Consider the following 19,757-nt stretch of genomic DNA (forward strand, 5'->3'; position numbering starts at 1 on the left):
CCGGCGGAAGCCGGCTCGGCGGTACGACCTGCCCGGAGTACGACCGTGACCACCCCGGCCCGCCAGGATCAGCCGGGCGCCGAGCCGCCGGCACGGCAGGATCGACCGCGCGCCGAGCCACCGAACTCGTGGCCCGGCCGCCTCCTGCACGAGGCGGTCAGCGACAACTGGAAGCTGTTCCGGGTGACAGCGATGATCATCGTCATCACCGTCTGCCTGGGGTTCCTGGGAATCCTGATCGGCTGGCTCGACTGGACGAAGCTTGCGATCGTGGCCGGCGCCGGAATCGGCGTGATGGTGTGCCGGACCGTCACGAAGGTCTGTCAGAGCCGGGCCGAACAGCTCCGCACTAGTGATAGATCCGCCGGACCCGCGCCTCGACTTCCCGAACGTGATTCAGGATCGGAGTGGAATAAATTCCCCCGGCCGCACTGATCAGCGCCACCGTTACGGCGAAGGTAACGACTTTCGCCGTCGCGCCCAGGTTTCCGAGCGCCCGGGTCAGCATCTCCGCGGTCACCAACGCCGTCACACCGGTCGCCACGCCATAGACCGCCAGCCGCAGAGCCGAGGGCTCGTCGTCATTCGTCGATGAACTTCGGCCATTCGGAGGATACCGTCGAACACCAGTTCGCCTGCGGATCTCTCCTTCGGCCTTCACGCTCATCGCTTCCTGAGGTACAACGCCGCCTCCTCGTCCTTGCCCAAGCATAGAGTCCTCCGCTCGTTACGTCTGCCCGGAACGACAAGATCACTTTTTCGCCGATGTCGGATACCGGCCAGCATCCGTGACCTGCCCAGATCGACAGACGCCAACACATCGCCGCTGGATTCTGCCTCACTTTCCTCCTTACACTTGCGGAATCTGGAATCCTCTCGCATCCAGCGGCCCCGATTTCCAAGGGCGGTCTGAACGGTCCGCTGCGGCGGTTGCGAGGGGCTCGGAACAGCGGCGTTGAGGGCCGCGCCACGGCGAGGAGGCACGTTGGTGGCGTCAGAGGAGCCCGAGATCACCTGGCACAAGAGCTCACGGAGCGTCGAGAGCAACTGTGTGGAGGCCGCGCTCACTCCGCGTGAGACGGTCGCGGTCAGGGACTCGAAGGACCCGTCGGTCAAACTGGGCTTCGCAACGGCCCGATGGTCCGCGTTCCTCGATCACATCCGGTCGGACGGCTTCGGCTGATCCGCCGGTTACGGGCGGTCCGGTGCCCGGGCCGGGCGGTCTCAGCGGAGACGGTAGACGGCCATCCGGCCGTTGTCGTAGCGCAGTTGGGCCAGCTGGCCCAGCTCCGGGGACTCCACCCCCACGGACCGGTCCACCACCAGCCACCGCACGGCGTGCCGGTCCCGCAGCTCGCGCAGCCCGGCCTCGGTCGGCTCGGTGAACGCCGCGTCGTTGCGCCGCAACAGCTCCCGGTCCCAGAACGGGGTGTACGCCCCCGACGACGCCACCCGGGGCGCGAACCCCCAGCCCTCGACGAGTACCCGGCGCTCGGAGTACGCGCTGAGCCAGAACGAGCGGGCGTCGCACCAGCCCTTCACCACCGCCAGGCAGTGCACGTTGGTCGCCAGCACGTCGCCGGGTTCGCTGTGCTCCCGGGCCCACCGGGCGGCGTCGACCCGGCTCTTCGGCAGCGCGACATTGGCGTACGCGCCGCCGTTCGGGGAGCGCTCCGACTTGCGCATGTCCATCAGCAGGCCGGGCGCCCCGACCACCAGGACCGCGGTGAGCAGCACGATCGCCCCCCGCCGGTGCAGCGCGGCGATGCCGAGGCTGGCCGGCCGCCAGATTCCGGCGGCGACCACCGCCAGCACGGCGAGACCGGCCGACCACCAGAGCAGCGGCCGCAGCCAGTCGAACATGGTCTCCCCGGCGGCCGGCTCGGCGTACCGGAACTGGACCGCGACCAGGGCCGCGGCCAGGGCGAGCGCACAGAGCCCGAGTACCGTGCCGGAGCGCCGGGTCAGCCGGGCGCGGTCGGCGACCATCACGTACCCCCAGGCGGAGAGGACCACCGCGAAGGTGAAGCCGGCCCGGGTGAAGTACTGGTTCGCCCCGCCCGGCTGCCGGAGCAGCAGGTAGAGCAGCGGGCCGGCCAGCGCGCCGCCGAGCAGGAACCACTGCACGGGTTCGAGCCGGCCCCGGCGCAGCCAGAGCAGCGGGCCGATCCCCACCACCCGGAGCTGCATGTTCACCACGAAGGCGGCGAGCACGACGAGTGCCGTCAGCGGGATCGGCCAGCCGTCCGGCGGCGGTGACCAGTACGGCTCCAGGCTGCTGGCCAGCGGGTCGACCTCGATTCCGTACGCCTTGAACCGGTAGAGCACGGCGGTGGCGAAGAGTTGCGCGGCGGCGGTGGCCAGCCCCGCCCCGACCACCGCCCACGGGATCCGCCGGGTGGCGACCAGCAGGGCGACGGCGGTGAACGCCAGCGCCAGCCCGACCACCGGCAGCGAACTGGCCTTCGCCCCGCTGGAGGTGAGCATCAGCAGCGGGGCGAGCACGAACGCGCCCCGGCCGATCGCGGCCACCGGCCGGCCCGGGCGCCGGTCCACCACGTCGGCGAGTACGGCGACCAGCGCGATCAGCAGCACCCAGCTGTAGATCATCGACATGCCGTGCCAGATCACGAACGACGCCTGGGTGCCGAACGGCATCGTCACCGGATCGGTGAAGTTCGTCTCGCCGATCACGAAGAAGAGCACGGCGGCGATCACGCCGACCGCCGGCCGACCGCTCACCCGCCAGCCGAGCACGGCGGTGAGCACGATCGCCGCCGCGCAGAGCGCCGGGATGGTCAGCCGGAGCGCCACCACCGGCAGGTCGATCCCGCCGATCAGGCTGGTCGCGGCCATGTGCACGTAGCCGAACCAGTGGTAGTCGAGCGGCTCGGCGGCGACCTGGGGCAGGTGGATCGGGAACTGGTGCTTCGCCTCGCCGGCCAGCGAGAGCTGGTAGGCGAGGTCCAGGTACTGCCGGGTCTTCTCCGAGGTGGGCAGGATCGGGTTGCGCTCCAGGAAGGTGCTGGAGAGGTAGGTGGTGAAGAAGGCCACCGCCCCGGTCACCGACCACGACCAGCCGATCGGGGTGGGCCGGTAACCCCGGACCAGCCAGTGCCGGCGCAGCCGGGGCACGGCCAGGAAGAGCGCGACCACCGCCGCCGGCCAGGTCCAGAGCCAGCCGACGAGGCCGAGCCAGGCGTAGAGCGCCCAGGCGGGCAGTTCCAGCACCAGCCCGACGGCGGCACCCATCGCCACGTCCTCGACCAGGGTGTGCGGCCGGCGGCGCAGCGCCCGGTAGACCAGGGTGCCGGGGAGGATCAGGGCCAGCAGCAGGTAGCCCGCGTACCGGGCGAGGTCGGCCGGATCGGTGTCGGCTGCCAGCAGTACCACGGCGAGGTGGCCCGCACCGGCCAGCAGCGGTGCCCAGCGCAGCACCGCGGGTGCGGGCCGGGGCGCGGCCGGTGCGGAGGAGCCCGCCACCGCCGCGTCGGTAGCGGTCACCGGACCGTCCGCACGCCGCCGTCGCGGCTGGCCGGGCCCGCGGAGTCCCTGGCGGCCGGCGGCGCGGGCCGCCGTCCGGCCCGGGGCGGCGCCTCGGCCAGCGGGGGCAGGTCCTCGACCGGTTCCGCGCTGTCCGAGCCGACGAAGTAGGCGGGCCGGCCCTGCACCGCCGCGTAGATCCGGGCGATGTACTCGCCGAGCAGCCCCAGGCAGAGCAACTGGACGGCGCCGAGGAAGAGCACCGCGACGTAGAGCGAGGCCCAGCCGGTGACCGTCGAGTCGCGGAGATACATCACCACCGCGAAGGCCACCATGACCAGGCAGAGCAGCATTCCGCCGGCACCGAGCCAGGTCGCCACCCGCAGCGGCGCCTCCGAGAAGCTGATGATGCTGTCGGTGGCCAGCCGGATCATCCGGGACAGCGAGTACTTGGTGCTGCCCGCCGCACGTGCCTGGCGGACGTAGCTCACCTCGCCGCTGGGAAAGCCCAGCCAGGGCACCACCAGCCGGAGCACCGGACGACGTTCGGGCAGCTCCCGCAGTGCCTCGACGGTCGCCCGGCTGAGCAGCCGGAAGTCACCCGCCTGGGCCGGTACGGCGCTGCCGACCAGCCGACGTACCAGCCGGTAGTACAGGCCTGCCGTAGAGCGCTTGAAACGGGTGTCGGTGGAGCGGTCGGCGCGTACCCCGTAGACGATGTCCAGGCCCTCGGCCCGGGCCAGCCGCAGCATCTCGACGATTACCTCCGGCGGGTCCTGGAGGTCGGCGTCGATGCTGGCGACGTAGTCGCCCCGGGCCCGGAACAGGCCGGCGGTCAACGCCGCCTGGTGGCCGCTGTTGCGGCGCAGCCGCACCACCCGCAGCTGCGGCCAGCCACGTCGCATCCCGACCAGGACCACCGGGGTGGCGTCGGTGCTGCCGTCGTCGACGGCGACCACCTCGTACGGCTCGCCGAGCCCGTCGAGCGCCGGCCGCAGCCGTTCGACCAGCAACGGGAGGACGCTCTCCTCGTTGTAGATCGGCACGACCACGGACAGGGTGGGCTCCCGGCTCGTCACCGTCAGTACACCCCCGTCTCCAGCTCACCGGACAGCCGAACGCTACCAGCCAGCCCAGTGACGGAACTCACCAGCGACCGGCTGGGCTGCCCCGGTCAAGAACACCCGGCTGAGCTGCACGGTCAAGGGCAGCTCGTCCTGGGCAGGCCGCCCACCGGCACCGGGGACCGCCCGGTCGGCCGGGCCCGCCCGGCGAGCACCTCGGCGAGCGCGGTCACCGAAGCCGTGGTCGACGAGTACGTCGCCAGCAGCACCCCGGAGCTGGCCCGGCCGAGCAGGTACGGGGTGTCCATCGCCACCGTCACGGCCGCACCCGCGCGCAGGTCGGCGGAGGTGTCGCCGTACCCGACGAGGTGCACCACGGTCCCGCCGGACGGTGTCACCTCCACCCCGGCGGCCCGGAGCGCCCGGCTGAGCCGGTCCCGGCTCCGCTCCCGGCCGCTCGCCGCGGTCACCGTCACCGGCCCGGTCACCAGCGGCCTGCCGCAGCTACCCCGGAGCATGGTGATCGACGACTCCGCCGCCCGCCGGGCGGCCTCCCGGTGGCCGGCGCTGTTCAGCGTGCCCATCTCCGGCCTCGGCTGTCCGGCCAGCCGGAACTTCAGCGTCAGCACCCGGGTCACCGCCTCCAGCAGCCGGGCCCGGGGCAGCGAGCCGTCCCGCAGCGCGGCCAGCACCCCCTCGTACGCCTCGGTCACGTTCGGCGGCATCAGCACTAGGTCGTTGCCGGCGTTCAGTGCCCGGACCGCGGTCGTCCCGGCCGGCTGCTTCGCCACCGCCGCCATGTCCATCGCGTCGGTCACCAGCACCCCGGTGAAGCCCAGCTCACCGCGGAGCAGGTCAGTGAGGATCTTGCGGGAGAAGGTGGCCGGCACCTTCGGGTCGAGCGCCCGCACGTCGAGGTGCCCGGCCATCACCAGCCAGGCCCCGGCGGTGATCCCGGCCGAGAACGGCGGCAGAGCGGTGGACTCCAGCTTCTTCCGGTCGGCGGTGACCACCGGCAGACCCTTGTGCGAGTCCGCGGCGGTCTGCCCGTGCCCCGGGAAGTGCTTCAGGGTGGCCGCGACGCCCGCGCCCTGCAGCCCTCGCACGGCGGCGCCGACCTGCGCCGCGGCCGCCAACGGATCCGAACCGTACGAGCGGGAGCCGATCACCCTGCTGTTCGCCTCGAGTACGTCGGCGCTCGGCGCGAAGTCGACGTTGACCCCGAGCGCGGCGAGTTCGGTGCCGGCGGCCCGCCAGGCGGACTCGGTGAGCGCCGGGTCGCCGGCCGCGCCGAAGGCCATCGGGCTGGGCAGGTTGGTCACCCCTTCGGAGATCCGGGTGACCACGCCGAACTCCTGGTCGATGCCGATCAGCGCGCCGGCGGCCCCGGCCGGCAGTTTTCCGGCCGCGGCCTGTAGCCCGGCGGTCAGCTCGCGCACCTGGGCCGGGTTCTCGACGTTGGTGGTCGGCTGGGTGTCGCTGGTCGGGTCGTCGGCGGAGAAGCCGACAAGGATCAGACCGCCCAGCCGGTACTTGGCGATCATCTCGGCCGGGGTGCGGACTCCGGCCAGCTTCCGGTTGCCGGCCGCCGAACCGGCCGACACCGTGGTCGCCGAGTTGCCGTAGGCGTACGGCATCAGCACCTGGCCGACCAGGTCCTCGTCGGCGAGGGTGCCGACCAGCTGGGCCGCCCGGGCGGCCGGGTCCGGCGCCGCCGTCGGGCTCGCGCTGGTGGTTGCCGGTGCCGGCGACGCGGGAGCCGCCGCCGGCGTCCGCGATCCGGCGCAGCCGGAGACGATCAAAGCGGTGACGAGGGGGAGCACGACCAGAGCGCGCCGGAGGGGAGTCGACACGCCCGCTATCCCACCAGCCCACCACCGGCCGGGCAACTTGACCGAGGACCGGAAGCGCTCACCCGACCCGGGTGAGCAGGGTGACCGGGGCGCCGTCCCCGGCATACCGGTACGGCTCGAGTTCGGCGTCCCAGGCGGTGCCCATCGCCTTGTCGAGCGCGTGCGCGAGCGCCTCCGGCGCCCGGGCCGACTCCATGATCGACCGCAGCCGGTCCTCACCGAGCTGGATGTCGCCGGCCGCTCCCGCGGTGGCCCGGAAGAGCCCCCGACCGGGCACGTACATGAACCGCTCCCCGTCGACGCCGGGACTCGGCTCCTCGGTGACCTCGAATCGGATCATGGGCCACTGTCTGAGGGCAGCCGCCAGCTCCGCGCCGGTCCCAGGCCGACCGGACCACCCGCACTCCGCCCGACGGGCGCCCGGATCGACCGGCTGGGCCGTCCAGTGCAGGGTGACCGGCGCGGTAAGGACGCGCGCGATCGCCCACTCGACGTGCTGGCACACGGCGAGTGGGGTCGAGTGGACGTATACGACGCCACGCGTTGGCACGGTGACCTCCCGGAGAGCGAGGTGCGTCTTCCCCTACGACCTCGACCTCGGTGGGCTGGCCTCACCGTGCGATTGCTGGAACACATGATGACGCTTGTGACGGATGGTACGCCAGGGATTCACGAAACTGCCCGGGGGGAATAGCCGTACCGGTGACGGTGGTTGGACCCCGACGTCAGCGGCGACGGCCGTCCGGCCATCACCGGTGCCGTGTAAAATTCGCTGGCCCGTCGGGTTCGCTAGCCCGTAAGGTTTGCTAGCCGGCAGTCTGCCGTAAACTTCACTCGGCGGCGTCTGCCGTACAATTCGCTCGGCGGCGTCTGTCGCCCGGCTTGTCCCCTCGGACTTCCAGTCCTCCCGTACGTCTCCAAGGAGTGCCCCCGTGGCGAGCAACACCTCCAAGACCGCGCGCGCGTCCGTCCGCGCCGGACAGGCAGGCCAGGGTGGTGCCCTGAGCGTGCTCGGCGAGTTCAAGTACCTCATCCCGCTCAACGGCGGCAAGTACGCCTACGTGCGGAACCTGCTCAATGGCAGGACCTCGCACCTGCGCACCGACTCCGAGGCCTTCGTCGAGGAGATCCGGGCGCTGGCCAGCGCCGGCCACGCCATCAAGATCCGCGCCGAGCTGAACAGCCTGGCCGCCACCCACCCGGCCGACGGTTGGGACACCACCGAGAAGCGGCTGGTCGAGGCCGGCGTCTTCCAGGCCTGAGCCCACCAGCTCCACAACCCGTAACGCCCCGGCCGGGTCGCCTCGCGTCGGGGCGTTCACGTCTGCCCTGACGGCCCCCTCCCCCGGCGGCCCCGTCGGGGCGTTCACGTCTGCCTCGGCGGCCCGCGCCGGTCCGGCCCGTCCCCGCGGATGATTCACCGGGACGGCGGGCGGGTATCCACGCTGCGGCGACGCTTTCCGGCGGTGACGTCGACGCGGAGGTGACCATGCCCGAACCGGCCGCCGTACGGCTCACCGACGGCGTGCGGCTGCACGTCGACGTCTCCGGTCCGGACACCGCTCCGCTCACCGTGCTGCTGCTGCACGGCTGGACCCTGGACGGGCGTACCTGGCATCGGCAGGTGGCCGCGCTGCGCGAGCGGTACGGCGACACCGTACGGGTGGTCCGGTACGACGCGCGCGGGCACGGCCGGTCCGGACCGGCCACGCTGCGCTCGGCCACCCTCGCCCAGCTCGGTGACGACCTGGCCGAGGTGCTCGCCCAGGTGGCGCCGACCGGGCCGGTGGTGTTGGCCGGGCACTCGATGGGCGGCATGACGGTGATGGAGTACGCCCACCGGCACCCCGCCGACTTCGCCCGTCGGGTCGCCGGAGTCGTCTTCGTGGCCACCACCGCCGAGGGCCACACGCACACCGGGTACGGCGTACCGGCACCGTTGGCCCGGGTGATCCGGATCGCCGAGACCACCTGCGCCGGGCTACTGGCCCGGTGCGGCGGCTGGCATACCCCGGCGCCCCTGCTGCACGCGATCCGGCCGACTCTGCGCTGGCTGCTCTTCGGTGACGGCTGTGACTCGGCCGACATCCGGCTCACCACCTCGGCGGTGGCCCGGGCCTCGCTCGTCTCGATCGGCGGGTTCCGGCCCTCCATCGGAGCCCAGCGCCGGCTGGAGACGCTCGCCACCCTCGGCGACCTGCCGGTGGCGGCCCTGGTCGGCGACCGCGACCGGCTCACCCCGCCGCCCTGCACGGTGTCGATCAGCGAGGCGCTGCCCTCGGCCGCGCTGACCGTCTGCCCCGGCGCCGGCCACATGCTGATGCTGGAGCGCCCCGAGGAGGTCACCGCCGCCCTGTGCACGGTCGTCGACCGGGTGCGGCAGGCGAGGCGGATCACCCGGAAGTCGACGGCCACCGCCCGGTCGCGGAGGTCCGGGGCTCTCCTCGAACAGCCCAGGCCGGTCGGCGCCCGACGCGGCGCACCATGCCCCTGACCAGCAGCACGCCCCCGCCCCGGACCGGCGGCACGCCCCTGACCCGGACCGGCACCGTTCCCCTGACCCGGGCCGGCGGCACGCCCCTGACCCGGACCGGCACCGTTCCCCTGACCCGGGCCGGCGGCACGCCCCTGACCCGGACCGGCACCGTTCCCCTGACCCGGGCCGGCGGTTGCCCTTGCGTCAGATCGGCATCATGGCCCTGAGCCAGATCGGCCCGCAGCGGAACTGGCGTGGCCGAGCCGGGCCCGGCCGGCACCGCGTACCCTCGCTTCCTGGCAGTTCGGCTCGTGGCCGTCCGGACCTCGGGCGTCGGATGGCGACCTCGCCACAGATCGATCTCCAGGAGCAGACGCGTTGACCGACCACACCACGCTGCGGCAGGAGATCGAGGCCGAACAGCGCCACCTGGACCGGGTCTACGCCCGGCTGGCGCAGTTGCGGCACTCCGCCGTGCTGGCCGAGCGGGAGGGCTACCAGCTGGCCCGGGTCGGCAACCTCGGCGCGCTGGTGGAGCGGGACGCGATGGTCTTCCACGCCGCCCGGCGCCGGCACGCGCTGGACGCCGAACACGAAGGGCTGGTCTTCGGTCGGCTGGACCTGCGTACCGGGCAGGTGCTGCACGTCGGCCGGCTCGGCGTACGCGGCGAGCACGCCGAACCGCTGGTTATCGACTGGCGGGCGCCGGCCGCCGCCGCGTTCTACCAGGCCACCCCGGTCGACCCGCGCGGGGTCGTCCGCCGTCGGGTGATCACCTCCAGCGGTGAGCGGGTGACCCGGATCTCCGACGACCTGCTCGACCCGGCGGCGGCGCCGGACGGGATGCGGGTGGTCGGCGACGGCGCGATGCTCGCCGACCTGTCCCGGACCACCGGCCGGGAAATGCGCGACATCGTCGCCACCATCCAGCGGGAGCAGGACGAGGCGATCCGCTCACCGGCCGGCGGCGTGACCGTGGTCTCCGGCGGGCCGGGCACCGGCAAGACGGCGGTGGCCCTGCACCGGGCCGCCTACCTGCTCTACTCCGACCGCAACCGGTTCGCCGGCGGCGGGGTGCTGGTGGTCGGCCCGTCCGCCGTCTTCGTCGACTACATCGCCTCGGTGCTCCCGGCCCTGGGCGAGAACGCCGCCACCCTGCACTCGCTCGGCTCGCTCTTCGACGGTGTCGCGGCGACCCGCACCGACCCGACGGCGGTCGCCGCGGTCAAGGGCTCGCTGCGGATGCGTCGGGTGCTGGAGCGGGCGGTCCGGGACCAGGTGCCGGACGCCCCCGGCGAGCTGCGGCTGCTCTACCGGGGCGAACTGCTCCGGCTCTCCGCCGCCGAACTGGAACGGATCCGGACCCGGGCCCTGCCGCCGGGCGCCCGACGCAACGAGGTACGCCGGGCCGGCTTCGACGGCATCTTCGCCGCGCTCTGGGCACAGGCACAGGATCTGCGGGTCGGCCGCCTGCCGGATCAGCGGAGCTTCGAGGACGAGATCGCCGAGCGCCCGGAGTTCCGGGACTTCCTGCGCGCCTGGTGGCCCCGGCTGCACCCCCGGCACGTACTGCCCTGGCTGGCCGAGCCGGAGCGGCTGCGCCGGTACGCCGCCGGTGTCCTCTCCCGGGCGGAGATCCGGCTGCTCGCCGAGGCGTACCGGACGCTGGGCAGCGCGGGACCGACCGTGGCCGACGTCGCACTCCTGGACGAACTCGACCACCTGCTGGGCCGGCCACCCCGACCGGCGCGGCGCGACCGGGACCCGTACCGGTTGCCCGGCGGGGTCCGCGAGGTGACCACCTACGCGGACCGGCAGCGCGTGGCCCGGGCCGGCCGGGACACCGCCGGCGATCGCCCGGCCGACTACCGCGAGTACGCCCACGTGGTGGTCGACGAGTCCCAGGACGTCTCCCCGATGCAGTGGCGGATGCTGGGCCGGCGGGGCCGGCTCGCCTCCTGGACTGTGGTCGGCGATCCGGCCCAGAGCGCCTGGACCGGTGACCCGGCCGAGCTGTCCCGGGCCCGGGACAAGGCGCTGGGCCGGCGTCCCCGGCACGAGTTCACCCTGACCACCAACTACCGCAACTCGGCGGAGATCTTCGCCGCGGCGGCCCGGGTGATCCGCGAGGTCTCCCCCGACCTGCCGCTGCCGGTCGCGGTCCGGACCACCGGGGTACCTCCGGTCGAGCTGGTGGTGCCGCCGGCCGAACTTGCGGACGCGGTCCGGGAGGCGGCGGCGAAGCTGCTCACCGAGGTCGAGGGGACGGTCGGGGTGATCAGCGCGGTCACCCGCCGGGCCGAGGTCGCCGGCTGGCTGGACCCGACACCGGACCCGCGCCTACAGGTCGTCGACACCATGCAGGCCAAGGGCCTGGAGTACGACGGCGTCGTGCTGGTCAACCCGACCGAGATCCGGGCGGACTCGGCCGCCGGACTACGCACCCTCTACGTCGCCCTCTCCCGGGCCACCCAGCGACTCACCACCGTCGACCCGGCCTGACCGGCAAGGTCGTACAGTTTCCGGGAAATAGTGCCTTCACCCGGCGCCGGAAGGCACTATTTCCCGGAACTAGTGGCTCCGCATAAAACCTTGACTTTCCGCCGCGACGGTTTTACGACTCATGAGCTGAGCTATTACGATGGGCTTCGATCCGATTCGGGCGTTCGGAGGCGAGACGTGAGCGTTGACGCCGCGCAGGCGATGGTGACGCAGTACCGGGAATTGGCCAAGGTCAACCCCGCCACGTACGAACCAGAACTCGGTCTGGCGCTGTACGCCCTGTGCATGGAGCTGCACCGGGCTCCCGGCCCGGTTACCAACTCCTACCTGGACCTCCTGGCGGAAGGCATCGCACTGCACCGCAGGCTGCTACGGCGCAGTCCAAGCTCACTTCCGCAGTTGGGAATAATGCTCTGCTGGCTCGGGTTCGCCAAGCACAGACTCGGTGGGAAAACCGAGGCGCGGGACCTGATGGAGGAGGGCGTCGGGCTGATCAGGCGGATGGCGAATGCGCAGTCCGACCTGTACGAGACCCAACTCGCCCTTGCCCTTGGCCTCGCCAGCGTCACGCTCGGGGATGTGGGTGACCACCGTGCCGCGGTCAGCGCGGCCAGGGAATCCGTGGCGATGTGGCGGCAGCTCGTCGAGGAGCAACCGGGGCAGCACGACCACTACCTGGCAACCACCTTGCACACGCTCTGCTTCGCCCTGCAGAGCGCCGGGCGCGGTGACGAGACGTCGGCCCCCGCCGAGGAGTCGGTGACGATCGCGCGACGTCTGTACGCCCGCGACCCCGGTGCGGCGAACGCGCGTCTACTCGCCAACGGCCTCGACCTCCAGGTGACGGCACTCGCACATCGTGAGCGATGGCAGGAGGCGCTTCCCGCAGCGGAGGAGGCCGTGCGGTGCTACCAGCAAGCACGCAGTGGCGGCGACCATCCCAACAGCCTCAACGAGGCGGGCGCACTGAACAACCTAAGCAAGATCATGTGGCATCTGGGGCACCGGTCGGATGCCAGGATGTACGCGGACAGGGCATTCCTTGAATGCTTGAAGCGCGTCCGTGACGCCGAAGGCCTCGCGGAGATGGCTGCGCTGGCTTCCGACATCGCCGGGATGCTGACGAGCCTCGGCATGACCCGGCGGGCCAACCTGCTGGTCAGGTTCGCAAACCAGCGGCTGCACCCGCAGCCGCCGCGAGGACTGGGCAAGCTGATCGTCTGGCTGCGAGGCAGGTGAAACGTCACGGGCCGCTGTGGACGAACGGTGCCCACAGTTCGGGATGTGCGGGAAATCTCGCACGCAGGCGCCGGGTCACGTCGTGCAAGGCCGCCGCGGCGCCGTCCGCAGTCGACGAATCGCCGAGCAACCGGTAGAAGCGACGTGCGGCCATCGCCGCGACCTGGTCATTGACCGGCCACAGGGTGGCCACCACATGCCGGTACCCAGCGAGCTGGAACGCGGACGCCAGGTGGATCGCCTGGTCTGCCTGGAAGAGGCTCCCCTGACCCGTGGAGCAAGCCGACAGGTAGGCGAACTCACCGCCCCGCGGACCGGCCCTGCTGATCTCGGGCACGCGCAGCGTCCTGTCGTGCAGGTGCAGCCCGCTCTTCGACGCCTTCTCCGGATGACTAATCGCGTGGCAGGCGAAGTGAACCCAGCCGGCGCCGGACAGTGCGTCGAGAACGGCCGCCGCGCTGGCCTCGCCGTCCGCGAGCGCGATCGCGTCCGGGTGCCTGGCCAGCAGGTGGGCGGTCTCGGCGGCGGTAGCGGGCAGGTCCGGCAGTCCGTCCGTGTGCCGCATGGTGACGGTTAGCTGGGTGCGGGTCTCCGCACTCGTGCGTTGCCTGGCGAGGATCAGGGCACGGATGGTCGGGGCGTACGAGCTCACGACGCGGTCGAGTGCCGAGGGCCCGTCGGGCAACCCGGCCGCGTGCAGGGGCATGAGGCTCAGCACCCCGGTCGCCACCCACCACACCCGTGGTGTCGGCTGCCCGGCATCCGGCGGCGTGTCATATCCGAGTGCGGTCAGCACCGGCCCGGTGACCGTCTCCCACAGCCAGGCGAGCAGTTCGTGGCTTGCGCCCTCCGGCTGGGTGGTTCTGGCTTGCGTGACGGGCATTTCCGTGCAGAGCTCCACGCCCGCCAAGGCGTTCGCGTGGGCCCTCGCGTCCGCCTCGGTGAGCTCGGGCAGCCGCACCCGCACCAGGGCGTCCGGCTTGAGCACCACCGCGTCGCCGCCGAGCGTTCCCACGTTGACGAGTACCACGGCACCGCCGGCCGCTGCGCTCTGCAGTTCGGCGATCCGGGGCGGTACCAGGAAGTCGGCGAACTCGGGAAGCTCGCGGATCCGGTGCAGCAGTTGGTCCCAGCGGTCGGCGAGGTGGCGCGGCGGCCGCCGCAGCGCCGGCGCGCCGGTGAGGTCGTGCAGGCGGCCGTCGATCCGCGACTGGGTGTCCAGCTCGGCCACGAGTTTCGTGAACTCCTCGGCGAGGTCGGGAGCGGAGCGCGAGAGTTCGGCTACGTCTATGCGGGCGCTCAGCTGGTTGGACAGCAGGATGCCGCGGCCAAGCTCGGCAAGCTCGACAGCACCCGCCACGTCACCGACCGCGAGGAGAGTCGCCGTGGCCTCGCCAACCAGACCCCAGCTGTGGCTGAGCTGGTGTTCCTGGTCGGACCATGCCAGGCCCTGAGGTGCGCACAGGGGCAGCAGCTCGACCGCTCCGCGCCACATCGCCGCTGCCTCGGTGAGCATGCCGGCCCGCAGAGCCAGGCGGCCGATATTCGTCCGGGCACTCGCCTGCGCCGTCGGTGTCGTATCTGTGGTGGTGCCGACCGCCTCAACGAGTCGCCGCACCACGCCTGCCCGACGCTCCGGATCGACTGCCTCTTCCTGGTAGGCGACCGCGAGGTTCTGCAGACGCCCCAGGAAGACCGGCGAGTCCGGCCTGGTCGCCGCCGCCGCCCGCTCGACGAGGTCGATCGCCTTGTCCAGGTCGGTGTGACCGGACTCCTCGCCCGTGCAAGCGGCTAGCCGGTGCCGATGCAGCAGGGCTCCGGCAAGGGAGTCGGCGAAGTGAGCCCACCGTGGGTCAGCCTCGTCGGTGCCGTCGAGCGCCTGCCGGCTGTATCCGGCACTCGCGTCCAGATCGGCGGGATCGCCACCGCTCAGGTAGCGCTGCAGCAGGTACCCGCTGAGGTTGGACTGTATCTGCCGTTGCTCGGTGTGCCTGATGCCGGCGATCGCGAGGGCACGTTCACCCAGTTCCACGGCGGTGTTCAGGTCTTCCAGCTCTCGGAAGCGTGCGAAGCGTTCGGAGTAGGCGTTGGCGAGACCTTCCAGTCGTGAGACAAGCTCGGGATGACCGTCGGGCAGCGCCCGGACGGCACGGTGACCGAGCTGGACGGCGTGGTCCAGGTCGCCCTGCGCGCCGAATCGCTCGAACCGTTTCAGGTACATCCTGGAGAGGTTCGCAACGCAGGTGCCGCGTTGTTGGCTGGTCAAACCGCCATGTGCCAGCGCTTCCTCACCGATCTCGATACTCGCGTCCAGGTCGCGGTGGTCACCGAGGTGTTCGTAGCGTTGGACGTAGGAAACGGCGAGATTGACCAGCGCTGTGCCTTGATAGTGGGCAGGAGCGCGTCGCCGTGACTCCTGCGCCAGTTCGACGTACCTACGCAGGTCGGCGGCGTCGCCGGCCAGGTTGAACCGAGCTCGAAACGCCAGACCCCGCTTGTAGAGCAGCTCCGCGTAGTCCCGGTCGTGCTCGCCAGCGATCTCCAGCGCCCTGCCCGCACGGTCGATGGCACTGTGCACATCCGCCGAGCGGCCAGTCGCCTCGTACCGCTCCAGATAGTCGAAGCTGAGGTTGGACAGGTTTCGGGCCAGCATGTCGACGCGCCGACCATCGACCACGACCGCCTCCCGGCACGTGATGGCCGCGTCGAGGTCACCGACGTCACCAACCCGCTCGTACCGTCGCTCGTACCCCGCAGCCGCCAGCTCGTGCAGAAGTGGCCGATGGGAGTTTGCGGCGTCGGCCACTTCCAGACCGTGTTCGGCATGCCGGATCTGCGCGTCCGCATCGGCTGGTGCCGGGTTGAGGTCGGCGCGACACTGGTGCGCGTAGGCAAGCCGGGCCAGCACCAGCGGCGTCGCCGGCGCCACCGCCAGGGCCTGCTCGCAGCACCGGACGGTGGCGTCGAGGTCGGACGGATCGCCCACGGCTTCGAACCGCACGATGTAGTGCTCCGCCAGCCGGCTGTACGCCACACCGCGTTGCGGATCGTCCGCAGGCAGAGCCACCACGGCTTGCGCACCGAAAGCAACAGCCGCCTCGATGTCAGCGGGAACGCTCGTCAGACTGAACCGAAGCCCGAATGCCTCACCGAGGACACCCAGGTAGATCCCTCGATGGGGATGGTCGGCCGCGACGTGCGGCAGCCCCCGCTCGAGCACGTCGATGGCCGCGCTGAGACCTGACACGTCGCCGGCCGCGGCGTAGACCGCGCTGGCCGCCTTGCTGAGCCGATCATGCAACTCGATGCTGTCGGGCGCGGCGGCGGCCCCCTGCCCCCGCGCTCTCCTCTTCCACCGCACCACACCAGACTTACACTAGAGTTCGATGTATGAGTGACCGGCGGCGCGAGTCACACTGGCGTGCGGAGCTGATGTCCTCCCTCGACCAGCTTTCCTCCTTGCGAGACGAGCTGCGTGGCAGCGAAAACGGCCTCGATCCCGAGTTGATCGCGGAAGCGGATGAGCTGTTGTCCAGGGCGCGCCGGGCGGCCGACGCACTCGCGCCGCTTTATCCGGTGCTTGACGCCGACGCGATCAAGGACTCCGGCCCACGTGGGTTGGATCCACTGACAGTTGTCTCGACCGTCGGCATCACCACCATCCTTCTACCCTTCGTGCAGAGCCTGATCGAAAACGCGGGCACCGACGCGTACCGCGCGCTGACCCAGCTCGTCCGCCGGTTCCGGGCACGCAAGCAGTCCGAGGCAGGCGCGGCGGAGCAACCGGATCCAGAGCGCATCATGCTGGGCGACCGCGAGACCGACGTACGCGTCGTCATCGACGCCCGGGTCGACGAGACCGCGCTCGCCGCCCTGCAGAAAATCGACCTCTCCGGCGGCTCACTGCGCGCGGCCACACTCCGCTGGAACCCGGAGACGAAGGCATGGGAGCCCGAGCCCGTACGCCGGCCAGTGAACCTATGGCTGCCCGGAGATCCACTCGACGAGGACTGGGGTTAGTCGTAGGCCCTGCCCACGCCTGGTGACGAATGGCTGTAGCACGATCTCCAGGTGTCGAGGTCATTGCTGCCGTGGGTGCACGGCGTAGGTCAGGTGTGTCACCCGCGGCGATGACTCGGAGCGGACCTGTTCCAGTGCGACCCTGGCGGCGTCCACGCCCTCGAACAGGCGGATTCCGGAGCCGAACAGCACGGGTGAGAGCGCGATCGAGAACTCGTCGATCAGGCCGGCGTTCACGTACTCCAGGATCGTCGCGCCGCCGCCCGCGATGCGGACGTCGCGGTCGCCGGCGGCCTCGCGGGCCCGGTCGAGCGCGGTCTCGATGCCGTCGTTGACGAAGTGGAAGGTGGTACCGCCGGGCCGCTCCCAGGGGTCACGCTTCTCGTGCGTCACCACGAAGACCGGCGTGTGGAACGGCGCCTCGGCCGGCCACATCTGCTCGCCGGCGTCGAACATGCGCTTGCCCATGACGCTCGCGCCGGTGCGCTCGAACGTCTCCCGCGCGATGTCGTTGTCGCGCCCCTCCTCGCCGCCCTCGCCGAGCTTCAGGTTCTCCCGGAAGAACCGCTGCGGGAAGATCCACGCCTGCAGTTCCATCCACTGTCGTCCCATCAGCTTCCCGCTGGACTCGGGTGCGATGAACCCGTCCAGCGACATCGACACGCTGAAGAAGACCTTCCCGGCCATCAGCCCTCCGCTCCCTTCCGAGCGATCTCGGTGACGTAGGCAGCCAGGTTGTCCAGGGTCTGCTGGCCGCCCTCGACCGCGTGGTACTTCTCGACCGCCTCGTCGCGCAGCTCCTTGGTGGGGAAGACCGTGCGCATCTCGATCCGGGTCGCCGCCCCGTCGGGCGCGAACGTGAGGACCGACTCGAAGGCGTTCGGGTCGCCGCGGGACTCACCGTGCAGCAGCGTGATCCCCTCCGGCGGGACGATCTCGGTCCAGGTGATCCACTCCTGGTAGTCCGTCCCGTCCGGTCCGTGCATCACGAAGTCCCACTCCCCGCCGACGCGGAACTCGAAGGACCGCGTGGTGGTGGTGAACCCCTCCGGCCCCCACCAGCGCGACAGGTGCCGCACCTCGGTGAACGCCTCGAACACCAGCTCCCGCGGGGCGTCGATGACCCGGGAGACCACGATCTCCCGGTCGGCCGTCGCGGATCGCGCCGGCGTTTCCCGTCCCGTCGTACCCATCAGCTACTCCCCTTGCCTTGCCTTCTTCAGTTCCTGCACGTATGCGTCCAACCGGTCGAAGCTCTCGTTCCAGAACCGCTCGAACCCGCCGGTCCACTCGTGGACCGGTCGCAGCCCTCGGGCGTCCAGGCCGTAGAGGCGCTGCTTACCCGCTTTGCGGTCCCGCACCAACCCGACCTCCCGGAGCACCCGCAGGTGCTTGGACGCCCCCGGCTGGGTCATCCCCAGCTCCCGGGCCAGGTCGGTCACCGGCCACTCACCCGACCGCAGCAGCACCAGGATCTCCCGGCGCTGCGGCTCGGCGATCGCGTTGAAGACGTCCGACGTCGTCGCTGCTCGTGCCATGGCAGTCATCATATACCCATAAGGGAATGCGTCAAGTCACTGGCGGTCTGCCGGGCCCCGGGGGACCCCGACCGCGCCTCTGGCCCCCCGAGCGCCGGCCCCCCGAGCGCCGGCCCCGCGAGCGCCGGGCGCCGGGCGCCGGCACCCTCGGTGCCGAGGGGTGGGCGTTCGGCGTCGCCTCTTCGATGGGACCGGCTCCCCCGACACCGCGTCGGCCGGCAGTATCGACAGCGGGGAAAGGAGAACGCGTTGGGAGGCGGGCACGACCACGGGGTGCCGCTGATCCGGGCGGCGCAGCGGCACCGGGGACGGCTGGTTGCCGCCTTCGTGCTGCTCGCCGTCCTGATGGTGGTGGAGACGGTCGCCGCACTGGTCACCGGCTCGCTCGCGCTGCTCTCCGACGCCGGGCACATGTTCACCGACGTGCTCGGGATCGGGATGGCACTGGCCGCGATCACGGCGGCCCGGCGGGTGGTCGGTGCTCCGCAGCGGACCTTCGGCCTGTACCGGCTGGAGGTGCTGGCCGCGCTGGCCAACGCGGTACTGCTGTCCGGGGTGGCGCTCTACGTACTGGTCGAGGCGGTACGCCGGTTCGCCGACCCGCCCCGGGTGGAGGCCGGCCCGATGCTCGCGGTGGCCGTACTCGGCCTGCTGGCCAACGCCGCCGCGTTCGGCCTGCTCCGACCCGGTGCGCAGGAGAGCATCAACCTGCGCGGCGCCTATCTCGAGGTGCTCGGGGACCTGCTCAACTCGGTGGGCGTGATCGTCGCCGCCGTGGTGATCATCCTGACCGGCTGGCGCTGGGCCGATCCGATCGTCGCCCTGGCGGTCGGGCTGTTCATTCTGCCCCGCACCTGGCGGCTCGGCCGGACCGCCGTACGCATCCTGGTGCAGGCCGCGCCGGAGCATCTCGACGTGGCGGCCGTAGGCACCCGGCTGGCGGCCGTGCCGGGGGTGTGTGACGTACACGACCTGCACGTCTGGACCCTCACCTCCGGGATGGAGGTGGCCTCGGCGCACCTGAGGCTGGACAGCGACGCGGAGGTCGGTACCGTACTCGCGGCGGCCCGGTCGGCGTTGCGCGAGGAGTTCGACATCTCGCACGCCACCCTTCAGGTCGAGCCGGACGCCGCGCCGGGCGGCTGCGGACCCACCGACTGGTAACCGGCCGCGACGCTGCGTGTCGGGGCGACCGGCCGGAAACTGTCGGAAATCCGCCCCCGGCAGGCGTAGAGGTTCACCGATAGTTAGCGGCATCTTAAGTTTCGTCCGCACGCTCGCTATTTTTGTCCGGATACATCCGTCTGAAGCAGGAGAATCGTGAATTCGACGGCAGCGACGCCACGTATCCCCGGACGACAACTGCCGGTAAGCTCGGCTCCGGTCTCCGCCGGGCGGCGCCCTCCGGCGCCTGCGGAGGCCGTCGCCTAATCGCACGCGCGAGCCGGGGAACCACGTACCAGGGGTGTATCCGCGCCAGCGGTAGGGATCTTCCGTCCCGAACCCGTCAGCTAACCCGGTCGGCGGCTGACGGAAGGACATTGTCATATGCCGTTCCTGGCACCCACCCGACAGGCTCCGG

Annotated in this window: 16 protein-coding genes and 1 riboswitch; of the genes, 8 read left to right on the forward strand and 8 right to left on the reverse strand. The window is 71.4% G+C overall.

Translation table 11 applies throughout. From position 1 onward, the window contains the following. Positions 1-45 precede the first annotated feature (45 nt). The gene (locus EV371_RS04315) at positions 46-435 is read left to right on the forward strand and encodes a hypothetical protein (RefSeq protein ID WP_130460900.1); all 390 of its coding nucleotides are present in this window, start codon (positions 46-48) and stop codon (positions 433-435) included. A 553-nt stretch (positions 436-988) separates the two neighbouring features. Continuing rightward, positions 989-1,183 (forward strand): DUF397 domain-containing protein, encoded by a 195-nt coding sequence (locus tag EV371_RS04320; protein ID WP_130460901.1) that lies wholly within the window; start codon positions 989-991, stop codon positions 1,181-1,183. A 41-nt stretch (positions 1,184-1,224) separates the two neighbouring features. Here EV371_RS04320 and EV371_RS04325 read toward each other — a convergent pair whose 3' ends face one another. The 4 genes from EV371_RS04325 to EV371_RS04340 all read right to left on the reverse strand — a co-directional run bounded on the left by EV371_RS04325 (position 1,225) and on the right by EV371_RS04340 (position 6,950). After that, on the reverse strand, positions 1,225-3,504 hold the full coding sequence (locus EV371_RS04325) for a hypothetical protein (RefSeq protein ID WP_130460902.1): 2,280 nt from the start codon (positions 3,502-3,504) through the stop codon (positions 1,225-1,227). Beyond that, the gene (locus tag EV371_RS04330) at positions 3,501-4,562 is read right to left on the reverse strand and encodes a glycosyltransferase family 2 protein (protein ID WP_349338652.1); all 1,062 of its coding nucleotides are present in this window, start codon (positions 4,560-4,562) and stop codon (positions 3,501-3,503) included. The genes EV371_RS04325 and EV371_RS04330 overlap by 4 nt, the downstream gene beginning before the upstream one ends. 122 nt (positions 4,563-4,684) lie before the next feature. Further along, the gene (locus tag EV371_RS04335; protein ID WP_130460903.1) at positions 4,685-6,400 is read right to left on the reverse strand and encodes a glycoside hydrolase family 3 protein; all 1,716 of its coding nucleotides are present in this window, start codon (positions 6,398-6,400) and stop codon (positions 4,685-4,687) included. Between the two features lie 58 nt (positions 6,401-6,458). Then, a complete protein-coding gene (locus EV371_RS04340) occupies positions 6,459-6,950 on the reverse strand; it encodes a DUF3145 domain-containing protein (protein ID WP_107261790.1) in 492 nt (163 codons plus the stop codon). Positions 6,951-7,332: 382 nt separating this feature from the next. On the opposite strand from EV371_RS04340, the gene EV371_RS04345 reads away from it, so the two are divergent. The 4 genes from EV371_RS04345 (at position 7,333) to EV371_RS04365 (ending at position 12,617) form a co-directional block, all read left to right on the forward strand. Beyond that, positions 7,333-7,662 (forward strand): hypothetical protein, encoded by a 330-nt coding sequence (locus EV371_RS04345; RefSeq protein WP_130460904.1) that lies wholly within the window; start codon positions 7,333-7,335, stop codon positions 7,660-7,662. A gap of 227 nt (positions 7,663-7,889) precedes the next feature. After that, positions 7,890-8,894: an alpha/beta fold hydrolase gene (locus EV371_RS04350; RefSeq protein ID WP_130460905.1), complete on the forward strand. Its 1,005-nt coding sequence runs from the start codon at positions 7,890-7,892 to the stop codon at positions 8,892-8,894. A 360-nt stretch (positions 8,895-9,254) separates the two neighbouring features. Next, on the forward strand, positions 9,255-11,378 hold the full coding sequence (locus EV371_RS04360; protein WP_130460906.1) for an AAA family ATPase: 2,124 nt from the start codon (positions 9,255-9,257) through the stop codon (positions 11,376-11,378). Positions 11,379-11,555: 177 nt separating this feature from the next. Next, a complete protein-coding gene (locus EV371_RS04365; RefSeq protein ID WP_130460907.1) occupies positions 11,556-12,617 on the forward strand; it encodes a tetratricopeptide repeat protein in 1,062 nt (353 codons plus the stop codon). Between the two features lie 4 nt (positions 12,618-12,621). Here the strand turns inward: EV371_RS04365 and EV371_RS04370 are convergent, their stop codons facing one another. Next, positions 12,622-15,918, reverse strand: a complete 3,297-nt coding sequence (locus EV371_RS04370) for a CHAT domain-containing protein (RefSeq protein ID WP_165436600.1) — start codon at positions 15,916-15,918, stop codon at positions 12,622-12,624. Between the two features lie 89 nt (positions 15,919-16,007). Here EV371_RS04370 and EV371_RS04375 point away from each other — a divergent pair, with 89 nt between their 5' ends. Then, positions 16,008-16,637 carry a hypothetical protein gene (locus tag EV371_RS04375; protein ID WP_130460909.1) on the forward strand — a complete coding sequence of 210 codons (630 nt, stop codon included), beginning with the start codon at positions 16,008-16,010 and terminating at the stop codon, positions 16,635-16,637. Between the two features lie 60 nt (positions 16,638-16,697). Here EV371_RS04375 and EV371_RS04380 read toward each other — a convergent pair whose 3' ends face one another. From EV371_RS04380 to EV371_RS04390, 3 genes are read right to left on the reverse strand one after another with little or no spacing between them, the layout of a single operon-like run. Continuing rightward, complete coding sequence (locus EV371_RS04380) at positions 16,698-17,324, reverse strand: dihydrofolate reductase family protein (protein WP_130460910.1); 627 nt, start codon at positions 17,322-17,324, stop codon at positions 16,698-16,700. Further along, positions 17,324-17,830, reverse strand: coding sequence for an SRPBCC family protein (locus EV371_RS04385; protein WP_130460911.1), 507 nt, complete (start codon positions 17,828-17,830; stop codon positions 17,324-17,326). Before EV371_RS04385 ends, EV371_RS04380 begins: the two co-directional genes overlap by 1 nt. A 3-nt stretch (positions 17,831-17,833) precedes the next feature. Continuing rightward, on the reverse strand, positions 17,834-18,175 hold the full coding sequence (locus EV371_RS04390; RefSeq protein ID WP_130460912.1) for a metalloregulator ArsR/SmtB family transcription factor: 342 nt from the start codon (positions 18,173-18,175) through the stop codon (positions 17,834-17,836). A 249-nt stretch (positions 18,176-18,424) separates the two neighbouring features. Between EV371_RS04390 and EV371_RS04395 the strand changes: the two genes are divergently transcribed. Then, positions 18,425-19,339 carry a cation diffusion facilitator family transporter gene (locus EV371_RS04395; protein WP_130460913.1) on the forward strand — a complete coding sequence of 305 codons (915 nt, stop codon included), beginning with the start codon at positions 18,425-18,427 and terminating at the stop codon, positions 19,337-19,339. 250 nt (positions 19,340-19,589) lie between these two features. Further along, positions 19,590-19,717: riboswitch (cyclic di-AMP (ydaO/yuaA leader) on the forward strand. Positions 19,718-19,757 lie beyond the last annotated feature (40 nt).

The sequence above is a fragment of the Plantactinospora sp. CNZ321 genome (assembly GCF_004217235.1).

Bases quoted from the DNA above. Each gene is read 5' to 3' on its own strand.
- EV371_RS04350 (WP_130460905.1), top strand. From the start codon at position 7,890: ATGCCCGAACCGGCCGCCGTACGGCTCACCGACGGCGTGCGGCTGCAC.
- EV371_RS04375 (WP_130460909.1), top strand. From the start codon at position 16,008: ATGAGTGACCGGCGGCGCGAGTCACACTGGCGTGCGGAGCTGATGTCC.
- EV371_RS04380 (WP_130460910.1), bottom strand. From the start codon at position 17,324: ATGGCCGGGAAGGTCTTCTTCAGCGTGTCGATGTCGCTGGACGGGTTC.
- EV371_RS04385 (WP_130460911.1), bottom strand. From the start codon at position 17,830: ATGGGTACGACGGGACGGGAAACGCCGGCGCGATCCGCGACGGCCGAC.
- EV371_RS04390 (WP_130460912.1), bottom strand. From the start codon at position 18,175: ATGGCACGAGCAGCGACGACGTCGGACGTCTTCAACGCGATCGCCGAG.